This is a genomic window from Micromonospora sp. WMMC241 (assembly GCF_027460165.1).
In the GTDB taxonomy this organism is placed as follows: domain Bacteria; phylum Actinomycetota; class Actinomycetes; order Mycobacteriales; family Micromonosporaceae; genus Micromonospora; species Micromonospora humi.
On record NZ_JAPZBF010000001.1, the window covers coordinates 6,086,871 to 6,108,594 of the forward strand.

Genomic DNA, 21,724 nt, shown 5'->3' on the forward strand with positions numbered 1-21,724 from the left:
CAGTCCGTACCCACTGCCATCGCCATGTCGCCAGCGAACCGCACCACAGCTGCCTTAGCCATCCCGTCCGCCGCCGACCCACACACCGTGGAGCGGGCCAGGGCCGGGGTGGCAGATGAGGGAACAGGCGAGGCTGAGGAAGGCTTCGTGGATGTCGTCGCGGATTTCCCAGCGGATGCGTAGGCGGCGGAACCAGTGCAGCCAGGCGATGGTGCGTTCGACGACCCATCGGTGGGTGCCGAGGCCGGAGCCGTGGGGTGTGCCGCGTCGGGCGATGACGGGGGTGACGCCGCGGGCGCGGACTTGTTCGCGGTGGCTGTCGTAGTCGTAGCCCCGATCGGCGTAGAGCCGGTCGGGGCGCCGCCTCGGTGGGCCCGGGCGTCCGCCGATCGCGGGGATGGCGTCGAGCAGCGCGGTGGTCTGGGTGGAGTCGTGTCGGTTGCCGCCGGTCAGTGTGACGGCGAGGGGGATGCCGCCGGCGTCGGTGATGACGTGGTGTTTCGAGCCAGGCTTGCGGCGGTCGACCGGGCTCGGACCGGTTTTGGGCCGCCCTTGAGCGCCCGGATGTGGGAGCCGTCGATCACCGCCCTGGACATGTCCAACTGCCCCGCGCCGCGCAGCCTCGCGAGCAGTATCTCGTGCAGTCGTTGCCACACCCCGGCGTCGTTCCAGTCGCGTAGCCGGCGCCAGCAGGTCATCCCGGAGCCGAACCCGAGTTCTTGCGGGAGGTACTCCCACGGGATCGCGGTGTAGAGCACGAACAAGATCCCGCACAGCACCTTGCGGTCGTCCAGGGGCTTACGCCCGGGATACCGGCTGCGCCGTGGTGGGCGGGGTGGCAGCAGCGGTGCGATCTCGGCCCACAACTCGTCCGAGACGATCCACGGCGGCTGCTCACCCCTCCTCACGTTCAGACGAAACGACCCTCACAACCGGTCGGTTACGCCCAACATCATTAAGTTAGGACCTCTAAGAGGGCATCTGATCTCGGTTGGCGAGGTTGGTCCGTTTAGCTGGTTTCGCAAGGTTGGGGTGGATTCCCCGGTGAGATAGCGGCTCATTGTGTTAGCCATCGCCCAGTGGATCATCGCTCGGGTGCGTTGCGGGAGGGTCTCGTAGTCGCGGACGAGTCGTCGGTGCTGCATAAGCCAGCCGAAGGTGCGTTCGACGACCCACCGTCGTGGCTGGACGTGGAAGCCCTTGCCTGCCGGGCGGGGCACCACCTCGACGTCGACGCCCAGCCGGGCGCCGTGCGCACGCACCGCGGTGTTGTAGCCGCCGTCAACCCACGCCTTGGACACAGTCGGATGGTCGGCCGAAACGGTGTCGAGCAGGTGCCGGCCGCCGGCGGAGTCCTGGACCGACGCGGCGGTGACGATCACCGCCAGGAGCAGACCGAGGGTGTCGGTGGCGATGTGCCGCTTGCGTCCCTTGATCTTCTTCGCCGCGTCAATGCCCTGGCTGGACTCGGCGACGTTGCAGGAGGTCTTCACGCTCTGCGAGTCCAACACCACCGCCGACGGGCTCCCCCGACGACCCCGAGCGACCCGGACTCGTTCCCGCAGCAGATCGTGGATCCGCTGCGTGGTCCCGTCCGCCTCCCACTTGGCGTAATAGTCGTACACCGTCTTCGCCGGCGGGAAGTCATGCGGCAGGTACTCCCACGCGATCCCCGTCCTGGCCACATACAGGATCGCGTTGACGATCTCCCGCAGGTCATGCACCGGCCGGCTGATCCCCAAACCCACCCGAGCCGCCCGCCACGCGGCCAGCACCGGCTCAATCAACGCCCACCGCTCATCCGACAAGTCCGACCGATACCCGCGCCGATTCACACCCACGACGTGATCAACGAGCCGAGCCCACCGCAGCCACGACCGAACGTGAATCAACCGCTACACGGATCAGATGCCCTCTTAGCAAGCGACGACTCGCAGATCTCAATCAGCGGCCAAGGCGCCCTGGGCTGGCTGGGCGGCCGCTCGTCCATGGCCACCCAACGGCAAACGACCTTGAGCCACACCCAGCCAACCCGGCGGCCCGGCGGCCCGGCGGCCCGGCGGCCCGGCGGCCCGGCGGCCCGGCGGCCCGGCGGCCCGGCGGCCCGGCGGCCCGGCGGCCCGGCGGCCCGGAACAACCATCCAGACGTAAGAACCCTAAGGAACGACCTTGTCACCCTGGCCCTGGTCTGCTCGGCTTCGCCTGGGTCGGTGGCTGACGGGATGGCATCCCACCACCCACGAACCGGAACCGTTCGGCAACTCCATCTCGGAGTCGTCTGGCCCCCGCCGGAGGCAAAGGCTCTTATCGGCCGGCGCTTGCGCCGCCAGCAGGCCGAGCGGGGCGTGCGGCTGCCTCGGGTGGTCAAGGAGGAACCGGTGTCCCTCGACCACGACCAGTTGGCGATGCTCGCGGAGGCGTGCGGTCGGTACGGACTGCTGGCGCGGTTTCTGGCCTACACCGGGCTGCGGTGGGGGGAGGCGTCGGCGCTGCGGGTCTCGCAGCTGGATCTGCTGCGGCGTCGGGTGACCGTGGCGGTGGCGTTCGCGGAGGTCGGCGGCGAGCTGGTGGAGGGCACGCCGAAGAACCATCAGCGGCGGTCGGTGCCGATTCCGCGGTTCCTCGTCGACGAGCTGGCCGCGCACGTCGCCGGGAAGGGCCGGGACGCGCTGGTGTTCACCGCTCCGAACGGTGGGCCGCTGCGCAACACCAACTTCCGTTCTCGGGTCTTCGCGCCGGCTGCTGCGTCGGTTGGGTTGGCGGGGCTGACTCCGCACGATCTGCGGCACACGGCGGCGAGTCTGGCCGTGGCGGCGGGCGCCACGTCAAGGCGGTGCAGCGGATGCTCGGGCACGCCTCGGCGTCGATGACGCTGGACGTGTACGCGGGCCTGTTCGGTGACGACCTGGACGCGGTCGCCAACCGCCTGGACGAGGCGGTCGCCGCGCGGGATGCGGACTATTTGCGGACTGGCACGGCCGGCGGCGCTGCTGTGGACCTTGGGAAACGCAGAAGCCCAGGTCGTTGACCTGGGCTTCTGTACCGAGCCGCCTGACGGAATCGAACCGTCGACCTACGCATTACGAGTGCGTCGCTCTAGCCGACTGAGCTAAGGCGGCAACGATCGTCAAGTGTACGGCACGCCCGGCCGGGAGCCGAACGGGATCCCCCTCGTCCGGAACCGGACACCGTGGCACGGGAAGCCCCGCTCGGGAGAGACTTCCCGCCCGGTGCGGACTACCCTGCGGCGGGTGAGCGACGATCACGTACCGCCGCGGCAGCCGGACCCCGAGACGCGCCCGGGCGAGCGGGCCACCCGCCGGCCGCACCGCCTGGACCCGCTGGAACTGGGGTTCACCCCGCGCCGGCCGGTGCCCTGGCTCGCGCCGCTGCTGCTGATCAGCACCGGCCTGCGGACGCTGCTGGCCATGCTGTTCGGGGCGTACCTGGACAAGCGGGAGCTGCAGAACGCGTTCGGCGACGACACGTTCCGGCAGGTCGGGCCGGACGGCGGGCTCTGGTTGGACTACGTGGCCGACCTGGGCGACGGCTTCGACGCCACCTACTCGATCGCCTACCTGCTCGCCCAGCCGGAGCTGACCGTGGACGGGCACCGGTTGCCCCGGGCGCAGACGCTGGTGATGGGCGGCGACCAGGTCTACCCGTCGGCCGGCTACGAGGCGTACGAGGACCGGTGCAAGGGCCCGTACCAGGCGGCGCTGCCGGTCGCGCCGCCGGAGCGCCCGACGCTCTTCGCGGTGCCGGGCAACCACGACTGGTACGACGGCCTGACCGCGTTCCTGCGACTGTTCGTGCGCTCCCGGGACCGGCACTTCGCCGGCTGGGGCACCGGGCAGTCCCGCTCGTACTTCGCGGTCGAGCTGCCGGCCGGCTGGTGGCTGCTGGGCCTCGACGACCAGTCCGGGTCGTACCTGGACGATCCGCAGCTCACCTACTTCGACGAGGTGGCCCGCAAGCTCACCCCACGGTCCCGGGTGATCGTGGCGGTGCCGGCGCCGACGTGGGTCAAGGCCGCCGAACACCCCAACGCGTACGACTCGGTCGACTACTTCATCCGTACCATCGTGGCGCCCACCGGGGCGCAGGTCCGGGTGCTGGTCTCCGGCGACCTGCACCACTACGCCCGGTACGCGGGCCCGGAGCGGCAGCTCATCACCTGCGGCGGCGGTGGCGCCTACCTGTATCCCACGCACAAGCTGCCGGAGAAGCTGGAGGTGCCGCCGCGGGACACGCTGACCCGGCGGGCCAGCCGCACCCGCGAGTACGACCTGGCCGCCCGCTATCCGGAGAAGGCGCGTTCCCGCCGGTACGGCTGGGGCATCTTCGGCCGGCTGCCGTTCCGCAACCCGGGTTTCACCACGCTGCTGGGCACCCTGCACACGCTGCTCATGCTGGCCATGGCCGGGGTGGCGGCGCAGCGGGCCGACTCCACCGCGCAGCGGCTGTTCAGCGTCCCGCTGGTGGCGATGCTGGTGGTGACGCTGCTGGGGGCGGCGTTCTTCGCCAAGCCGCCGAGCGCGGGCGGGAAGCGGCACGTGCGGCACTGGATCCTCGGGGTGGCGCACGGGGTGGCCCACGTGGCGCTGGCCGCCGGCGGCACCTGGGTCTGGCTGCACCTGCCGTTCTACGAGTGGCCGTGGCCGTTGCCGGCGGTCGCGGCGGTGGTGCTGTACGGCCCGGTGAGCGGGCTGGTCGCCAGTCAGTTGGTGGCGCTCTATCTGCTGGTGGCGGGTGCGTTCGGGGTGAACCTGAACGAGCTCTTCGCCGGCCAGGGCATCGAGGACTCGAAGGCGTTCCTCCGGTTCCGGTTCGACCCGGACGGCACTCTCACGATCTACCCGATCGCCCTGGACAGGGTCTCCCACGCCTGGCAGCTCAACGAGGACCAGTCCCCCACAGCCCCCTGGCTGACCCCGAAAACCCCCCTGACCCCCCGCCTGGCCGAACCCCCCATCACCCTCCGCTGACCCCCGCCCGCGTTGATCATGAAGTTATTGCCCCCGGTATCGGCGTGTCGGCGCAATAACTTCATGATCAACGCGCTGGGGTGGGGGGTGGGTCAGGAGGAGGGGTTGTAGTGCTGGTCGTGGGACTGGCGGGGGGCGCAGACGGAGGCGCGGCTGCACTGGCAGCGGGAGCCGTCGGCGTCCAGTCGGACCGTGACCGCGTCGCGCGGAACGCTGTGGCCGACCACCTTGCCCTCGCCCTGGGGCGTGTCGACGCGGGTGCCGACCGCCGGGGCGGACTCCTGGAACCGCTGGTAGAGCGGGTGCTCGTACTTCAGGCAGCACATCAGGCGCCCACACGCGCCGGAGATGCGCAGCGGGTTGAGCGGCAGGTCCTGGTCCTTCGCCATCCGGATGGTCACCGGCTCGAAGTCGGTGAGGAACGTGGCGCAGCACAGGTCACGCCCGCAGGAACCGATGCCGCCCTGCACCCGCGCCGAGTCGCGGGCGGAGAGCTGCCGCAGCTCGACCCGGCAGTGCAGGGTCGCCCCCAGGTCGCGCACGAGGGAACGGAAGTCCACCCGGTGCGGTGCGGTGAAGTAGATCGTGGTGCGGTCGCTGCCGGTCTCCGGCGTGCCGAGGACATGGTCGACGGCGACCACCTTCATCGGCAGGCCGTGCTCCCGGATCAGCCGCTTTGCGGCGACCTTGGCGTCGGCCTTGCGCCGGCGCAGCACCTCGTCGCGGCGCATGTCCTCGTCGCCGGCCGCGCCGGCCAGCTTCGGGAAACCGTCGGTGTCCTCGCTGACCCACTGCGCGGCCCAGACGCACTCGGCCACCTCGGGACCGTCGTCGGTGGGCACCAGCACCCGGTCGCCCACCTGCGGGCGCAGCTCACCAGGGTCGAGGTAGTAGAGGCGCCCGTACCGGTTGAAGCTGACCGCGCAGAGCATGCCCATGCGCCTACCCTACGCGGGCCCGCGCGGCCGGACGGCTCACCGGTCGCCGACCGGTCACACCGCGCAGCGATCCATCCCGGTCGACCCGACCGAAGCGACCCCCACGCCTCGCCCGGACGGTTGAAACCTGGGCCGGCGCCGGGACAAACGCCCGCCGACCGCGTTGAGTGAAGGCATACCTGCGGGGGGTGCAGGGGAAGGCCACGGCGTCGCACGCCGGTGCCCGGCCACGGCCGGATCGGCGTGCGCCGCCGTGGACCGTCAGTAGTCGATCCGGGTGGTGCCGCCGTAGCGCGGCGCGGCGACGGCGCGGTCCCGCCAGGTCGTCTCGGCCAGGCTCGGCCCCCACTGGCGCAGCAGCGTCTCGGCCCCGTCGTAAGCCACCCCGAGCACACCCAGCACCCGCGTGGCGATCTCCGCCGCCGCAGCGGCGCCGACCGGGCCGGCCTCGACCCCGGATCGTACGGCGGCGTGCACGGTGACCGCCTCGGCCGAGCCGATCACCTCGGCGAGCGCCCGCGCCAGCGCCGCCCGGCTGCTCTCCACCCAACCGGCCAGCGCGTCCGCGTAGCCCGCGGTCGACTCCAGCCGGCCGACCAGGCTCTCCGGGCCCTCGTCGAGGTGCCGGAGCAGCGCGGTGCGCGCGTCGTCGTAGGCCGCGGCGGCCGACCCGGACCAGGCGACCTGGTCGGCGAGGACGGCACAGGCGTCGTCGTACCCCCGGACGAGCCGGCGCACGGCGTGGCCGGCGCCGGTCAGCGGCGCGGGGTGCAGTTCGAGGAACTCGCGCACGGCCGCGCCGGGGAGCACCTGCATCCGACGCAGCAGCGGCCAGAGCCGGTGCCCCTCGGGCGCGCCGGCGGCGAGCAGCGTGTCGACCCGGACGAGCAGGTCGAGGCCCGGCTCGGCGAGGCGGTCCAGCGCGTCCATCAGGCCTCCCGGGCCAGCCGGTGCGCCACCGCGTCGTCGGCCGCGGCGTAACGCTCGGCGGCGCTGCGCAGCGCCGCCGCGGCGGCGGCCAGCCGGTTGGCGGCGGCCTGCGCCTCGCGCGCCCGGTCGGCGGTGGCGGCGGTCCACTGCCGGTGCAGGGCCCGCCCCACCTCGCCGGGGCGACCGGCGGCGTGGGCGCCGAACGCCGGGTGCGGCGGGTCGGTGGCGGTCACCGTGCGGGCCAGCGTGGCGAGCGTGGCGCCGGCGTCGTCGAGGCGGGCGGCCAGCGCGCGCAGCGATTCCATGTCAGGCTCCCGCCAGCGGCCGGTAGGCCGCGAAGGTCTCGTTGTGCAGCTTCTCCCGGGCCCACTGCGCCGCGTCGGCGGCGGCGGTCACCGCGGCCTGCACCGAGCCGGCCACGTCGCGCGGGTGGCGCTGGTGCAGCGGGCCGAGGAAGCGGACGTCGGTGATCCGCCCGCCGGCGGTGACCACCACCTCGACCAGGCCGTCGGGTGAACGGACGGTGACCTCCACCGTGGCGACCGCCTGGTCGAACTCGGCCTGCTGGACTTCGATGCGGCGGTAGCGCCGCACCGCCTCCTCGATCCAGGCCTCGTCGATCTCCCCCCGCGCCATCGGCGCACTCCTCCCGGCCGGTCGGCGCCGCCGGCCCCACCCCGACGCCACCCTCACTGAGCGTGCCGCCTCGGTCACCGCGGCATCACCGGACCGTACCGCACGTCAATCGCGCGTGTCGATGCCCTGTGGACAGCGTGCGGACGGCCGGGTCAGCCCCGCCAGAGGGAGAGCATCATCGCCTCGACCGCGATCCGTGGCTTGACGTTCGCCTCGATCGCCGCGCGGCACTCCAGCACCGCCTCCAGGCGGCGCAGCGAGCCCTCGGCGTCCCACTTCTGGGCGCCGGCCGCAGCCGTCGTCGCGGTGTCGGTGTGCACCGGGGCGACCGGGGCCCGCAGCGCCACGGTGAGCGCGTCGCGGTAGAAACCGGCCAGGTCGACCAACGCCCGGTCGAGCGCGTCCCGCTGGGCCCGGGTGGCCCGCGACTTCTGCCGCTTCTCCAGCTCCTTGAGCTGGCCGGCGGCGCCCCGCATGGCCCCGGCCGCGCCTCGGCCGGTGCCGCCCGCACCGAGCGCGGTCTGCAACGCCGCCCGCTCCGTCTCGTCGGCTTCCGCGACCGAGGCGGCGGCCTCCGCCTCGGCGGCCTCGATCAACGCCGAGGCGGCGTCGAACGCCGCGCCCACGCCGGTGAGCCGGCGCGGCACGGCGAGCACGGCCTCCCGCCGCTGCCGGGCCTCCGGGTCGCGGGCCAGCCGCCGGGCCCGACCGACGTGCCCCTGTGCGGCCGCGGCGGCCCACTGCGCCACCTCGGGGGCGATCCCGTCCCGCCGGACCAGCATCTCGGCCACCGCGCCGGCCGGCGGCTGACGCAGCGGCACGACCCGGCACCGCGACCGGATGGTCACCGAGATGTCGTCCGGGTGGGTGGACGGGGCGCAGAGCAGGAAGACGGTACGCGGCGGCGGCTCCTCGACCGCCTTGAGCAACGCGTTGCCGGCGGCCTCGGTGAGCCGGTCGGCGTCCTCGATGATGACGACCTGCCAGCGACCGCCGGAGGGCGTGCTCGCCGCGCGCAGCACCAGCGCGCGCATCTCGCCGACCGAGATGGAGAGCCCTTCGGGCACCACGAGCCGCACGTCGGCGTGGGTGCCGGCCAGCGTGGTGTGGCAGCCGGGGCAGTGGCCGCAGCCGGTGCCGTGCACGCACTGCAGGGCGGCGGCGAACGCGCGGGCGGCCACCGAGCGGCCGGAGCCGGGCGGCCCGGTGAAGATCCAGGCGTGCGTCATCCCGGCGCCCGGTTCGACCCCGGCGGCGGCCACCTCGCCGGGCCCACCGCCGGCCGCGCCCGGTTCACCGCCAGGCACGCCCGGCCCACCGCCGGACGCGCCCGCGCCCGCGCCGCGCGGGTCGCCGGGCTCGTCGAACTGCTCGGCGAGCGCGTCGAGGTCGTCGTACCCGTCGGGATCCCCGCCACCCACGCGGGCCGCGACGGGCGCGCCGGCCCGCAGCAGCGCGGCGGCCGACGCGGCGGCCCGCCGCAGCGTCACCACCGCCTCGTCCTGCCCGACCAGGTCGGCGAAGACGTCCGTCATCTTCGGCGTTGCTCCATCGTCACCAGCTCCGATTCGGATAACTCGGGCTGGACCGAGGTGTCCGGACCCTGCGCCGGGCGCGGGTGCACGATCCCGGCCGGGTCGACGAGGAACTCGTCCACCCGGCGCGCGACCGCGTCGGCGATCTCCTCGACCGGGCGCGACGCGTCGAGCACCAGGTAGCGCTTCGGGTCGCCGGCGGCCAGGTCGAGGAACGCATAGCGGACCCGCTCGTGGAACGCCACCGACTCGGCCTCCAGCCGGTCGGCGTCCTCGCTGCGGGCCGCCACCCGACCCAGCCCGGTGTGCGGGTCGACGTCGAGCAGGACCACCAGGTCGGGCTTGAGCCCACCGGTGGCCCAGGAGGAGAGCCAGGAGACCTCGTCGACCGGCAGCGTCCGGCCGGCGCCCTGGTAGGCCAGGGACGAGTCGACGTAGCGGTCGCTGATCACCACGGCGCCGCGGACCAGCGCCGGGCGGACCACGGTGGCGACGTGGTGGGCCCGGTCGGCGGCGTAGAGCAGCGCCTCGGCGCGCGGCGACGGCGCGTCGTCGGCGGCGGTGCCCAGCACCAGCGAGCGGATCCGCTCGCCGACCCCGGTGGCACCCGGCTCGCGGGTGACCACGACCTCCCGGCCCCCGCCGCGCAGGCGCTCGGCGAGCGCGGCGAGCTGGGTGGACTTGCCGGCGCCCTCGCCGCCCTCGAAGACCACGAACAGGCCGGAGGAGACGAACGGCTCGGCCGGCATCAGCGGGCGACCCCGGATCGAGCCCCAGAGGTCGGCGAGGACCGGCACGCCCTTCTTGTCGTCCATCTGGCCGAACGCGCTGATCCCGGCGAAGATGCCGGCCGCGCCGGCGGCGAGCAGCAGGAGCCGGGTCGAGGAGATGGAGATGCCCAGGTCGGCGATGGTGAGCTGGCGGGAGCCGCCGACGCCGACCAGGAGGCTGCTCAGCGCGATGGCCAGGATCAGCACCAGCCGGGTGCCGATCTGCACCACCGCGAAGACCCGGCCGCGCACCTCGTCGGCGACCTCGCCGCCGAGCAGCGTGGTGCCGGCCAGGAAGGCCATGCCGGCGCCGGCCCCGACCAGGATCGCGCCGACGATGGCCATGGACAGGTGGATGGCGAACGCGAGCACCAGCACGGACGCGCTGGCCAGCACGATGCTCATGCCGAACCAGCGGCGGCGGGACATGTCCCGCACGATCATCGGGCCGAGCCCGATGCCGAGCGCCAGACCGACGAAGATCGCGCCGAAGAGCAGCGAGAACGCGGCGTCACCGGCACCGAGCGAGTTGGCGAAGAACTTGCCCGTGCCGACCACGATGCCGCCGCCGGCGAACGCGCCGAAGATGCCGAGCACCAGGCCGCGGACCAGCGGCGTCTGGCCGATGAACTTCCAGCCCTCGGAGAACTGGCGGAACATGCTCTGCTCGGTGCGATCGGCCTCGCCGCGCTGGGCCTCGCTGATCTCCTTGATCCCGAACGCCACCACCAGCGCGGTGGCGAGCCGGGAGAAGGCGTTGAACCAGAGCGCGAGCTGGGCCGGTTGGGCCCAGTCGGGCAGATTGCCGCCGACCGCGCCGGGCAGGCCGCGGGTCAGCACGGCCAGCGCGATGGCGGCGGCCACCGGCGTCAGGCCGTACGTGGTGATCAGGGTGAGCTGGTTGGCCGCCTCCAGCCGGGTGCGCGGGATCAGGTTGGGGACCGCCGCCTCCTTGGCCGGGATCCACAGCAGCGTGATCGACTCGATCAGGAAGGTGGCGATCAGCGCCCAGCCGACCACCAGGCCACCGGCGGCGCCGGTCAGCGCGTAGAGCGGGATCGAGGCGAAGAGCACGAAGCGCAGCAGGTCGCAGATGACCATGGTCCACCTGCGGTCGAACCGGTCGGCGAAGACGCCCGCGATCGGGCCGAGAACCAGCGCCGGCAGCAGCCGGATCGCGGTCACGCCGCCGAAGGCCGCGCCCTGGGCGGTGCTGCCGGACACCTGCGAGGCGGCGAACAGGGCGGTGGCGAGCAGGCCGAGCCAGTCGCCGAAGGAGGCCGCGCTGAGCACGATCCACAGCCTGCGGAACGGCCGGATGCGCAGCACCGAGCGGATGGCGGCGATGCCGGACCGGTCGGCCTGCGTGCCGGGCGACGACACGCCGGACGACTCGCCGTTCTTCTGGCTTTCGATGGCCGTACCTCCACGTGCCGGCCCAGGTCTGGGCATCCCCGGTGGAACACTCTAGTCGCGCGGAGGGCGTCGCCCCCCGTGACATCGCCTGCTCGTCGAGCCTAGGCCGCCGGAGCGACCGCGCGCAGCCCGGACAGACGCGAGGGTATTTCGCATTGCCGTCCCGACAGTTAGCGTGCAGACGTGGCCATCGACCGTGCCGAACTTCGCGATCGTCTCGACCGGGCGACCGCCCACCTCGATCCGCCGTACGCGGTGGTCGACCTCTCCGCGTTCGACGCCAACGCCGACGCGCTGGCCACCCGGGCCGGCGGCAAGCCGCTGCGGGTGGCGAGCAAGTCCGTGCGGGTCCGCGAGCTGCTCACCCGGGCGCTCAAGCGGCCCGGCTGGCACGGCGTGATGGCCTTCACCCTGCCCGAGGCGCTCTGGCTGGCCCGCGGCGGCGTCGCCGACGACGTGCTGGTCGCCTACCCGACCGCCCACCGGGGGGCGCTCACCGAGCTGACCGCCGACCCGGCCCGCGCCGAGGCGGTCACCCTGATGATCGACGACGCCGGGCAACTCGACCTGATCGACCGGGTGTGCCCGCCCGGCGGCCGACCCGCGCTGCGGGTCTGCCTCGACCTGGACGCCTCCTGGCGACCGCTGCGGGGCAAGGTGCACGTCGGCGTGCGCCGCTCGCCGGTGCACAGCGCCCGGGCGGCCGGCGCGCTCGCCGCCGCCGTCGCCGACCGGCCGGGCTTCCGGCTCGTCGGCCTGATGTCGTACGAGGCGCAGATCGCCGGCCTCGGCGACGCCCCGCCCGGGCAGGCGCTGGTCGGCTCCGCGATCCGGGTCGCCCAGCGCGGGTCGTACCGGGAACTGCTGGCCCGCCGCTCGGCCGCCGTCGCCGCCGTCCGGGAACACGCCGACCTGGAGTTCGTCAACGGTGGCGGCACCGGCAGCGTGGCCGCCACCAGCGCCGACCCGGCGGTCACCGAGGTCACCGCCGGCTCCGGGCTCTTCGGGCCGACGCTCTTCGACGCGTACCGTGCCTGGCGGCCGACCCCGGCGGCGTTCTTCGCCTGCGCGGTGGTCCGGCGCCCGGCGCCCGGGCTGGCCACCGTGCTCGGCGGCGGCTGGATCGCCTCCGGTCCGGCGGCGGAGAGCCGGCTGCCCCGGCCGTGGCTGCCCGCCGGGCTGAAGCTGCTCGGCCCGGAGGGCGCCGGCGAGGTGCAGACCCCGCTCACCGGTGACGCGGCCGACGCGTTGCGGGTCGGCGACCGGGTGTGGTTCCGCCACGCCAAGGCGGGCGAGGTGTGCGAGCACGTCAACGAGCTGCACCTGATCGAGGGCGACGCCGTGGTCGCGACCGTGCCCACCTACCGCGGCGAGGGCCACGCGTTCCTCTGACGTGACGACGGCGGGCCCCGGCGCACTTCGGGAACCCGCCGCTCGCGTGCCGCTCAGCCCTGGTGCGCGGCCTCCACCGGGGCGTTCACCTGCCGGTGCAGGTATTCCCGGATCAGCGCCTTCGCCTCCACGAGCACCCGCTCGTCGCCCTCGGCCCGGCGGCGGAACGCCAACTTGATCAGGGCGTCCGCGGCCTCGACCGCGACCTCCAGGTGGAACCGCAGGTCGGGCACCCCGGCCAGACCGAACCGCTCGGTGAGCACGCGGGCGAGCTGCTCCGCGATCACCCCGTTGTTGTCCCGCTGGTCGTCCAGCAGGTGCAGGTCGACCACGTCGCCGAAGTGCAGGGTACGGAAACCGGGGACGGTGCGGTGCATCGAGATGTACTCGTCGATCGCCGCGTCGACCCCGTCCCACCAGTGGGTCAGGTCGTCCGAGGCGAAACGCTCGTCGAGCCGCTGGAGGTAGGACTCCATCGTGCGCAGGGTCAGCGCCTGCACGATAGCCCGCTTGTCCGGAAAGAACTGGTAGACCGACCCGATCGCCACCTCGGCACGCTCGGCGAGCAGGGTCGTGGTCAAGCCCTCGTACCCCACCTCGTCGACGAGCTCGGCGCAGGCGTCCAGCATCCGCTGGACCCGCGCGACACTTCGACCCTGCACCGGTACCCGACGCAGCGGCCCGGTCGTGGCGGCTGGTGTGGACACTCGGCGCCACCCCCCTTCGACGGATGAACATATCTGCACGTCACGAGTCTGTGACTACCGGTACAACGAGCCGGGCTCGATTGCGGTATTTACCAGGCACAACGTTCCTGATATGAATTCAGTTCATATTCATGTCGAGGAGTGTTCGCCATGGCCGGTCCCCCCGCCGCCTGGTCCAACTGGGCCGGCAACCAACACAGCACCGCGCTGGTCACCGAGCGCCCCCGGAGTGTGGCGGACGTCGCGCAGGCGGTCCACCGGGCCGCCGCCGCCGGCACGACGATCCGGGCCGTCGGCAGCGGCCACTCCTTCACCGCCACCGCCGTCGCCGACGGGCACCGGCTCGACCTCGCCGACCTGGAGACCGACGTCACCGTCGACGTGGCGCGCCGCCTGGTCACCGTACCGGCCGGGATGACCCTGCACACGCTCAACGACCTGCTCGCCGGCCACGGGCTGGCGGTGCCCAACCTCGGCGACATCGACGCGCAGACCATCGCCGGCGCGCTCTCCACCGGCACCCACGGCACCGGCGCCAAGCTCGGCTGCCTCTCCACCTTCGTGGCCGGGCTGACAGTGGTCACCGGCACCGGCGAGGTGCTGCGCTGCTCCGCCGACGAGAACCGCGACGTCTTCGACGCGGCGCGGGTCGGCCTCGGCGCGGTCGGCGTCCTCGTCGAGGTCACCCTGAGCTGCGTGGACGCGTTCGTGCTGCGCGCGCACGAACGGCCGGCCGCGCTCGCCGAGGTGCTCGACGACCTGCCCGGCCTCTACGAGTCGCACGACCACGCCGAGTTCTACTGGTTCCCCTACACCGACCGGGTGCAGGTCAAGACCAACGACCGGGTTCCCGCCGACGACCGGCCGCTGCCCCGCTGGCGCGGCTGGCTCGACGACGAGTTCCTGTCCAACACCGTCTTCGCCGGCGCCTGCCGGCTCGGCCGCGCCGTGCCCGCCCTCGCCCCCCGGATCAGCGCCGTCTCCGCCCGGGCGCTCACCGAACGCGCCTACACCGGCCGCTCCGACCGGGTCTTCTGCACCCCGCGCCGGGTCCGCTTCGTGGAGATGGAGTACGGGCTGCCGCGCGACGCGCTGCCCACCGCGCTCACCGAACTGCGCCGGATCGTCGACCGGCTGCCGTTCAAGGTGCTGTTCCCGGTCGAGGTGCGGTTCACCGCCGCCGACGACATCTGGCTCTCCCACTCCTACGGGCGGGACTCCGCCTACATCGCGGTCCACCAGTACGTGGGCATGCCGTACGAGCCGTACTTCCGCGCGTTCGAGCAGGTGGCGACCGAGCTGGGTGGTCGGCCGCACTGGGGCAAGCTGCACTGGCGCGACGCGGAGTCGCTCGCCACCGCCTACCCGAAGTTCGGCGCTTTCCAGGCCGTCCGCTCCCGCCTGGACCCGAACAACGTCTTCGAAAACCCGTACCTGCGTCAGGTGCTCGGTTCCTGACTCTCGGCGACCTGCGGCGGAAGAGACTCCAGAAAAATGCGGTATGCCTCCGGGTCATAATTATGACTCGGAGGCATACCGCTCAACAGCGATGCCTCGTTTCCAGCGCGACACGCCCAGCGCCCATCGCCCACGCCCACCGACCGGGCTTCACTCGTTGGGGGTGGAGGTCGCCTTCCGGGGGGCCGCCTTCTTCGCCGGGGTCTTCTTCGCGGCCGCGGTCGTCTTCGCCGCCGTCGTCTTCTTCGCGGCGGTCGTCTTCTTCGCCGCGGTCGTCTTCTTGGCGGGAGCGGCCTTCTTGGCGGCCTTCTTCTTCGGGGCCGGACCCTTCGCCCGCTTCTCGGCGAGCATCTCCGACGCCTCTTCCAGCGTCAGCGCCTCCGGCGTCTGCGCGCGCCGCAGCGACGCGTTGAACTCCCCGTCCGTGACGTACGGGCCGAAGCGCCCGTCCTTGATCACCAGCGGCTTCTCGGTGAGCGGGTCGACGCCCATCTCCCGCAGCGGCGGAGCGGCGGCCCGGCGCTGGCGCGTCTTCGGAGCGGCCAGCAGCGCCAGCGCCTCGTCCAGCGTGACGGTAAACATCTTGTCTTCCGAGTCCAGCGAACGGAACTCGTCACCGCGCTTGACGTACGGGCCGTAGCGGCCGTTGTTGGCGAAGACCTCGACGCCGTCCGGCGCCACGCCCACCAGCCGGGGCAGGCTGAGCAGCCGCAACGCCTGCTCCAGGGTGACGTCGTCCGGCGACTGCGAGCGCAGCAGCGACGACTTCCGCTCGCCGCTGGCCACGTACGGGCCGAAGCGGCCGGACTTCAGCAGGATCGGCTCGCCGGTCGACGGGTCGTCGCCGAGCTTGCGCTCGCCGCCGCCACCGAGGAACAGCTCGTGCACCTTCTCCGGGGTCAGCTCGTCGGGGGCCAGGCCCTCCGGGATCGGCGCCCGGTCGCCCTGCGAGCCGCCCTCCTCGCCCTCGCCCGCCGGCGCCGGCTGCTCGCCGCCCGGCAGCGCCCGCTGGAGGTACGGCCCGTAGCGCCCGACCCGGACGACGACCTCGCGCCCCTCGTCGTCGGTGTGCAGCGGGATGGAGTTGACGCTGCGCGCGTCGATCTCGCTGAGGTTCTCGGTGACCAGCTTCTTCAGCCCGCCGGCGTGCGCGATGGCCTGGTCGCCGGCGCCGTTGGCGCTGCCGAAGTAGAAGGAGGTGAGGAAGTCGACCGCGGCGTGGTCACCGCCGGCGATCTCGTCCAGCTCGTTCTCCATGCTGGCGGTGAAGTCGTAGTCGATCAGGCGCGGGTAGTGCCGCTCCATCAGCCCGATCACGGCGAACGCCAGGAACGTCGGGATCATCGCCTGGCCGCGCTTGTTGACGTAGCCCCGGTCCTGGATCGTCTGCATGATCGACGCGTACGTGGAGGGACGGCCGATGCCCAGCTCCTCCAGCGCCTTGACCAGCGAGGCCTCGGTGTAACGCGACGGCGGCTGAGTGTGGTGGCCCTGCGCGGCCAGCTCGTCGGCGGTCAGCGGCTGGTCCTTGACCAGCGTGGGCAGCCGCCGCTCGGCGTCCTCCGCCTCGGCGTTCTCGTCGTCGCTCGACTCGACGTAGGCGCGCAGGAAGCCCGGGTCGGTGATGGTCTTGCCGGTGGCGCCGAAGTCGGCCTCCTCCTGCGCCGTCGAGACCGCCCGGATCCGCACCGACACGCTGGAGCCGACCGCGTCGGTCATCTGCGAGGCGATGGTGCGCCGCCAGATCAACTCGTAGAGCTTGAACTCCTCGCCGGAGAGCTCCTTGGCCACGTCGCCCGGGGTGCGGAAGTTGTCCCCCGCCGGGCGGATCGCCTCGTGCGCCTCCTGCGCGTTCTTCACCTTGCCGGTGTAGCGGCGCGGCTCCGGCGGCACGCTGCGCTCGCCGTACAGCTCGACGATCTGCCGGCGGGCCGCGGCGATCGCGGTCTCCGACAGGTTCACCGAGTCGGTACGCATGTAGGTGATGTAGCCGTTCTCGTAGAGGCGCTGCGCGGTACGCATCGTCTGCTGCGACGAGAACCGCAGCTTGCGGGCCGCCTCCTGCTGGAGGGTGGAGGTGATGAACGGCGCGTACGGACGGCGGCGGTAGGGCTTCTCCTCGACCCGGGTGACAGTGAACGGCCGGTCCGCCAGGCGGGCCGCGAGCCCTCTGGCCCCACCCTCGTCGAGGTGCACCACCCCGGCACCGGCGCGAACCCGACCCGTGGTCGGCTCGAAGTCCTTGCCGGTGGCGATCCGGTCGCCGTTCAGCGCGACGAGCGTGGCGTTGAACGTGCGTGGGCCCTCGCCCGGCTTCGCCACCGCCAGGGTGGCCAGGATGTCCCAGTATTCGGCGGTGCGGAACGCCATCCGCTGGCGCTCCCGCTCGACCACGATCCGGGTCGCCACGGACTGCACCCGGCCCGCCGAGAGCTTCGGCATGACCTTCTTCCACAGCACCGGGGAGACCTCGTAGCCGTAGAGCCGGTCGAGGATGCGCCGGGCCTCCTGGGCGTCGACCAGGTCGCGGTCGATCTCCCGGGGGTTGGCCACCGCCGCCTGGATGGCCGGCTTGGTGATCTCGTGGAAGACCATCCGCTTGACCGGCACCTTGGGCTTGAGCGTCTCGACCAGGTGCCAGGCGATCGCCTCGCCCTCGCGGTCCTCATCCGTGGCCAGGAAGATCTCGTCGACCTCCTTGGCCAGCTTCACCAGCTTGTTGATCTGCTGGCGGCGGTCGGCGGAGACCACGTAGAGCGCGTGGAAGCCGTTGTCGACGTCGACGCCGAGCCGCGCCCACGGCTCACCCTTGTACTTCGCCGGCACGTCGGCGGCGTTGCGGGGCAGGTCCCGGACGTGGCCGAAGCTGGCCTCCACGACGTACCCCGGGCCGAGGTAGCCCGAGATCGTCTTGGCCTTCGCCGGTGACTCGACGATGACCAGACGGGTGGTTCCAGCGTTGCTCGGCACGTCTCTCCCCGACCTCACTCCTACGCCATGCCCGCTTCGGGCCGTGTTGCACCGCGCGGACCACCGGTGGCCCGGACGTCCAACGTAACGCGCCGTCCACGTTCCGGGTTTCGTGGGCGGCAAACGGGCCGCCTCCTCCGGCGGCCGCCGGCCGAACCCTGCCGGACGGCGCCACCGTACACCGTGGGTAGGGCGCCGAGCGGGTCACTGTGACGATCGCACACCGGCCGGCGGAGGTCACCCCGATCGTTTTCCTGGGCGGAACCACCGGAGCGGGTGTCCGTGATCGGACAGCCGGCGGGTTGCGCGGCGGCTCAGCCGGGCCAGTCGGCGGCCGGCGCGGCCCGGGGCCGCTCACCCACCAGCTCGGCGAGGCGGATCACCCTCCGACCACCGATCCGGTAGGCCGGTCCGCCCTCGTCCGGCTCCACGAACGCGGCCGGCAGACCCACCGCGGCCAGCGCGGCGCGTACCGCCGGCCAGTTCGGCTCGTCGGCCGGACCGAGCCGGAGCCGGAACCCGCCCGGCTCGGCCGCCCCGGCGGCGGCGACCCAGAGCCGCAGCCGCCGCCCGTCGAGGTGGAACCGGGCCGGTGGCCGCTTCGCCGTGCCGCGCAGCCAGGCCCGCGCGAGCGGCGCCAGCGTGGTCGAGTACGCGGTGCGCACCCGGTGCCGGCCGTCCTCGGTCGGCTCCCAGCTCGCCGGCACCCCCCGGGCGCCCAGCTCGGCCACCAGCACGTGCACCCGCCAGGCCGCGTCCACCACCACGGAGAGCCGCGCCGTGCCGCCCATCCGCACCACCTCCCCCGGCCCGGCGAGCAGGCCGGAGAGGTCCGCCAGCACGGGGTCGGCCGCCTCGGTGGAGAACAGCGAGGGCTGGCGGGCCGGGTTCTTCGCAGGCGGCGTCAGCGACACTCCGGGACCTCGTCGAAGGCCTGTTTGAGTTCGGGTGAGTTGAGCTTGCTGGTGTCCAGCGCGCTCGCGTCGTACTCCTTGTTGAGCGTGTCCACGGCGGCGCGCACGCCGTCGTAGAACGGGCCGGCCTGGGCGGTGTCGAGCCCGTCGACGGCGGTCCGGGCCCGCCCGTAGGCGTCCCGCATCTTGCCCAGCGAGCCCTGGAACCCGGCCGACACCTCGGTGCCGCGCTCGACCTCGGGCACGCCCGCCTCCTCGACCTTGCGCCGGGCGGTCTCGCTGGCCTCCTCGGCCCCGGCGAAGAGCCGCACCAGGTTCTCCTTGGCCTGCGCCGGCGTGGTCTGCGCGGTCATCTGCTGCTGGGTGCTGCTGGTCAGCTTGGAGATCTCCGCGCGCCACGGGCTGAGCGCCTGACAGACCGAGGCGGCCCAGGCGCGCGGGCTGGGGCCGCCGCAACCGGCGACGACGAGAACCAGCGTGGCCAGGACCACCGTGAGCTTTCCGGCGGTTGCCGCCCGGCACGTACGCATGGCTTGCAGCGTACGACCTCCGGGTGGAACTGCCACCGGTCAGGTTTGGCGCGGTTCCCGGCCGGCCGGCGGCCGACCGGGAACCGTTCCGTGGAGATCAGGCGTTGACCGTCTCCGGGCGCTGGTCCGGGGCGCCGGCACCGGTGTCCGAGTCGTCCATCGCCACACCCTTGCGCTTGCTGAACACCACGGCCGCCACGATGATCAACGCGGACACCACGGCGATCGTGATGCGCAGTGCGTTGTTCTTGTCGTCGCCCACGCTCCAGGCCACCACGGCCGGGGCGATCAGCAGCGAGACCAGGTTCATCACCTTGAGCAGCGGGTTGATCGCCGGGCCGGCGGTGTCCTTGAACGGGTCGCCGACGGTGTCGCCGATGACCGTCGCGGCGTGCGACTCGGAGCCCTTGCCGCCGTACGCGCCGTCCTCGACGAGCTTCTTGGCGTTGTCCCAGGCGCCGCCGGAGTTGGCCAGGAAGACCGCCATCAGCGTGCCCGCGCCGATCGCGCCGGCCAGGTAGGAGGCGAGCGCGCCCGGGCCGAGGCCGAAGCCGACCGCGATCGGGGCCAGGATGGCCAGCAGGCCGGGGGTCATCAGCTCGCGCTGCGCGTCCCGGGTGCAGATGTCGACGACCTTGCCGTACTCGGGCCGCTGGGTGCGGTCCATGATGCCGGGCAGCTCGCGGAACTGCCGGCGTACCTCCATCACCACGGCGCCGGCCGAGCGGGAGACCGCGTTGATGGCCAGACCGGAGAAGAGGAAGACCACCGCGGCGCCGATGATCAGGCCGACCAGGTTGCGCGGGTTCGCCACGTTCAGCGAGTTGAGGATCTCGGCGCCGACGTCGCCCACGCCCGCGTCCTCGTAGGAGGAACGCAGCGTGTCGGTGTACGAGCCGAACAGCGCGGTCGCGGCCAGCACCGCGGTCGCGATCGCGATGCCCTTGGTGATCGCCTTCGTGGTGTTGCCGACCGCGTCCAGCTCGGTGAGCGTCCGCGCGCCGTGCTCGTCGATGTCGCCGGACATCTCGGCCACGCCCTGCGCGTTGTCCGAGATCGGGCCGAAGGTGTCCATCGCGACGATGACGCCGACGGTGGTGAGCAGGCCGGTGCCGGCCAGCGCGACCGCGAACAGCGACAGGGTGATCGAGCTGCCGCCGAGCAGGAACGCGCCGAACACGCCCGCGCCGATCAGCAGCGCCGAGTAGACCGCCGACTCCAGGCCGACGCTGATGCCGGCGAGGATGACGGTCGCGGCGCCGGTCTGCGAGCTCTTGCCGATGTCCTGCACCGGGCGCTTGTTGGTCTCGGTGAAGTAGCCGGTGAGCGCCTGGATCGCGGCGGCCAGCACGATGCCGATCACGACCGCGCCGATGGCGACCAGCCGCGGGTTGCGGTCCACGTCGGTCAGCCCGCCCTCCAGCTCACCGAAGGTGGCCGGCAGGTAGGCGAACGCGGCGATCGCCACCAGCACCGCGGAGATCACCGCGGAGACGTAGAAGGCACGGTTGATCGCGGTGAGGCCGTTGCGGTCGCTGGTGCGCAGCCGGGTGATGAACACCCCGACGATCGCGACCAGCACGCCGATGGTGGAGATGATCAGCGGGAAGACCAGCCCGTCCTCGCCGAACGCGGCCCGGCCCAGGATCAGCGCGGCGACCAGCGTGACCGCGTACGACTCGAAGAGGTCGGCGGCCATGCCGGCGCAGTCACCGACGTTGTCGCCCACGTTGTCGGCGATCGTGGCGGCGTTGCGCGGGTCGTCCTCCGGGATGCCCTGCTCGACCTTGCCGACCAGGTCGGCGCCGACGTCGGCGGCCTTGGTGAAGATGCCGCCGCCGACCCGCATGAACATGGCGAGCAGCGCGGCGCCGAAGCCGAAGCCCTCCAGCACGGTCGGGGCGTCGCCCTTGAACAGGATGACGACGAGCGCCGCGCCGAACAGGCCGAGGCCGACGGTGAGGAAGCCGACCACGCCACCGGTGCGGAAGGCGATCTTCATGGCGCCCTCGCGCCCGCCTTCACGCTCCCGCGCGGCGGCCGCGACCCGCAGGTTGGCGCGGGTGGCCAGCCACATGCCGGCGCCGCCGATGAACGCGCTGAACAGCGCACCCACCACGAAGAACGCCGACCGGCCGATCTTCACCAGGGTCTGGTTGCCGTCGGTGTCGTGCACCGGCAGCAGGAACAGCAGCACGACGGCGATCACCACGAAGATCGCCAGGGTGCGGAACTGCCGCAGCAGGTACGCCGACGCGCCCTCCTGCACCGCCCCGGAGATCTCCTGCATGTTGGTGGTTCCCGTACCGGCTGCCAGTACCGCCTTGGTCAAGGCGGCGGCGAAGACGAGCGCCACCAGCGCGATGACCGCGGCGATGACGACGTACGTCACGTTGGCTCCGGTAAGGGACAGTGCGCCGCCGTCGGCGGCCAAGGTCCCGGACATCTGTGTCCTCCTGTACCGAACACTCGCGTCGGCTCGTGGAGACGCACGGGCCGACGCCTGGATGCGAACTCGCCAGCGCGCGCCATCCACCCGT

General features: G+C 72.7%; 17 protein-coding genes, 1 tRNA gene and 1 pseudogene. 5 read left to right on the top strand and 14 right to left on the bottom strand.

Going from position 1 to position 21,724, the window contains the following annotated elements; genetic code table 11:
- Nucleotides 1–54: 54 nt before the first annotated feature.
- Both O7598_RS27605 and O7598_RS27610 read right to left on the bottom strand, forming a co-directional pair.
- A protein-coding gene (locus O7598_RS27605; protein ID WP_269694998.1) for an IS5 family transposase occupies nt 55–881 on the bottom strand; the annotation gives its coding sequence in 2 pieces (ribosomal slippage) (nt 55–545 and nt 545–881; 828 coding nt in all).
- 138 nt (nt 882–1,019) lie between these two features.
- Nucleotides 1,020–1,835 (bottom strand): annotated as a pseudogene (locus tag O7598_RS27610) (IS5 family transposase); the annotation flags it as partial.
- A 483-nt stretch (nt 1,836–2,318) separates the two neighbouring features.
- On the opposite strand from O7598_RS27610, the gene O7598_RS27615 reads away from it, so the two are divergent.
- Both O7598_RS27615 and O7598_RS27620 read left to right on the top strand, forming a co-directional pair.
- On the top strand, nt 2,319–2,870 hold the full coding sequence (locus O7598_RS27615) for a tyrosine-type recombinase/integrase (RefSeq protein WP_269694145.1): 552 nt from the start codon (nt 2,319–2,321) through the stop codon (nt 2,868–2,870).
- A complete protein-coding gene (locus O7598_RS27620; protein WP_269694146.1) occupies nt 2,867–3,028 on the top strand; it encodes a hypothetical protein in 162 nt (53 codons plus the stop codon). The genes O7598_RS27615 and O7598_RS27620 overlap by 4 nt, the downstream gene beginning before the upstream one ends.
- Before the next feature lie 17 nt (nt 3,029–3,045).
- Here O7598_RS27620 and O7598_RS27625 read toward each other — a convergent pair.
- Nucleotides 3,046–3,119, bottom strand: a tRNA-Thr gene (locus tag O7598_RS27625).
- Between the two features lie 12 nt (nt 3,120–3,131).
- Here O7598_RS27625 and O7598_RS27630 point away from each other — a divergent pair.
- Complete coding sequence (locus tag O7598_RS27630; RefSeq protein ID WP_442929899.1) at nt 3,132–4,988, top strand: metallophosphoesterase family protein; 1,857 nt, start codon at nt 3,132–3,134, stop codon at nt 4,986–4,988.
- A gap of 92 nt (nt 4,989–5,080) precedes the next feature.
- Here O7598_RS27630 and O7598_RS27635 read toward each other — a convergent pair whose 3' ends face one another.
- From O7598_RS27635 to tmk, 6 genes are all read right to left on the bottom strand, one after another.
- Complete coding sequence (locus O7598_RS27635; RefSeq protein WP_269694148.1) at nt 5,081–5,926, bottom strand: PSP1 domain-containing protein; 846 nt, start codon at nt 5,924–5,926, stop codon at nt 5,081–5,083.
- Nucleotides 5,927–6,187: 261 nt separating this feature from the next.
- Nucleotides 6,188–6,856, bottom strand: a complete 669-nt coding sequence (locus tag O7598_RS27640; RefSeq protein WP_269694149.1) for a hypothetical protein — start codon at nt 6,854–6,856, stop codon at nt 6,188–6,190.
- Nucleotides 6,856–7,161 (bottom strand): hypothetical protein, encoded by a 306-nt coding sequence (locus tag O7598_RS27645; protein WP_269694150.1) that lies wholly within the window; start codon nt 7,159–7,161, stop codon nt 6,856–6,858. The genes O7598_RS27640 and O7598_RS27645 overlap by 1 nt, the downstream gene beginning before the upstream one ends.
- 1 nt (nt 7,162) lies before the next feature.
- Nucleotides 7,163–7,492 carry a YbaB/EbfC family nucleoid-associated protein gene (locus O7598_RS27650; RefSeq protein ID WP_269694151.1) on the bottom strand — a complete coding sequence of 110 codons (330 nt, stop codon included), beginning with the start codon at nt 7,490–7,492 and terminating at the stop codon, nt 7,163–7,165.
- 152 nt (nt 7,493–7,644) lie between these two features.
- The gene (locus tag O7598_RS27655) at nt 7,645–9,027 is read right to left on the bottom strand and encodes a DNA polymerase III subunit delta' (RefSeq protein ID WP_269694152.1); all 1,383 of its coding nucleotides are present in this window, start codon (nt 9,025–9,027) and stop codon (nt 7,645–7,647) included.
- Complete coding sequence (gene tmk, locus O7598_RS27660; protein ID WP_442929938.1) at nt 9,024–11,090, bottom strand: dTMP kinase; 2,067 nt, start codon at nt 11,088–11,090, stop codon at nt 9,024–9,026. Before tmk ends, O7598_RS27655 begins: the two co-directional genes overlap by 4 nt.
- A gap of 306 nt (nt 11,091–11,396) precedes the next feature.
- Between tmk and O7598_RS27665 the strand changes: the two genes are divergently transcribed.
- Nucleotides 11,397–12,605 (top strand): amino acid deaminase/aldolase, encoded by a 1,209-nt coding sequence (locus tag O7598_RS27665; RefSeq protein ID WP_269694154.1) that lies wholly within the window; start codon nt 11,397–11,399, stop codon nt 12,603–12,605.
- A 53-nt stretch (nt 12,606–12,658) separates the two neighbouring features.
- Here the strand turns inward: O7598_RS27665 and O7598_RS27670 are convergent, their stop codons facing one another.
- Nucleotides 12,659–13,234, bottom strand: coding sequence for a TetR/AcrR family transcriptional regulator (locus O7598_RS27670; protein ID WP_269694999.1), 576 nt, complete (start codon nt 13,232–13,234; stop codon nt 12,659–12,661).
- Nucleotides 13,235–13,453: 219 nt separating this feature from the next.
- Between O7598_RS27670 and O7598_RS27675 the strand changes: the two genes are divergently transcribed.
- Nucleotides 13,454–14,770 carry a D-arabinono-1,4-lactone oxidase gene (locus tag O7598_RS27675; protein WP_442929900.1) on the top strand — a complete coding sequence of 439 codons (1,317 nt, stop codon included), beginning with the start codon at nt 13,454–13,456 and terminating at the stop codon, nt 14,768–14,770.
- A 150-nt stretch (nt 14,771–14,920) separates the two neighbouring features.
- Here O7598_RS27675 and topA read toward each other — a convergent pair whose 3' ends face one another.
- The 4 genes from topA to O7598_RS27695 all read right to left on the bottom strand — a co-directional run bounded on the left by topA (nt 14,921) and on the right by O7598_RS27695 (nt 21,630).
- The gene (gene topA, locus O7598_RS27680; protein ID WP_269694156.1) at nt 14,921–17,740 is read right to left on the bottom strand and encodes a type I DNA topoisomerase; all 2,820 of its coding nucleotides are present in this window, start codon (nt 17,738–17,740) and stop codon (nt 14,921–14,923) included.
- A 314-nt stretch (nt 17,741–18,054) separates the two neighbouring features.
- Nucleotides 18,055–18,654, bottom strand: coding sequence for a hypothetical protein (locus O7598_RS27685; protein ID WP_269694157.1), 600 nt, complete (start codon nt 18,652–18,654; stop codon nt 18,055–18,057).
- Complete coding sequence (locus O7598_RS27690; protein WP_269694158.1) at nt 18,645–19,184, bottom strand: hypothetical protein; 540 nt, start codon at nt 19,182–19,184, stop codon at nt 18,645–18,647. The genes O7598_RS27685 and O7598_RS27690 overlap by 10 nt, the downstream gene beginning before the upstream one ends.
- Before the next feature lie 97 nt (nt 19,185–19,281).
- Nucleotides 19,282–21,630, bottom strand: a complete 2,349-nt coding sequence (locus tag O7598_RS27695) for a sodium-translocating pyrophosphatase (protein ID WP_269694159.1) — start codon at nt 21,628–21,630, stop codon at nt 19,282–19,284.
- Nucleotides 21,631–21,724: the final 94 nt, after the last annotated feature.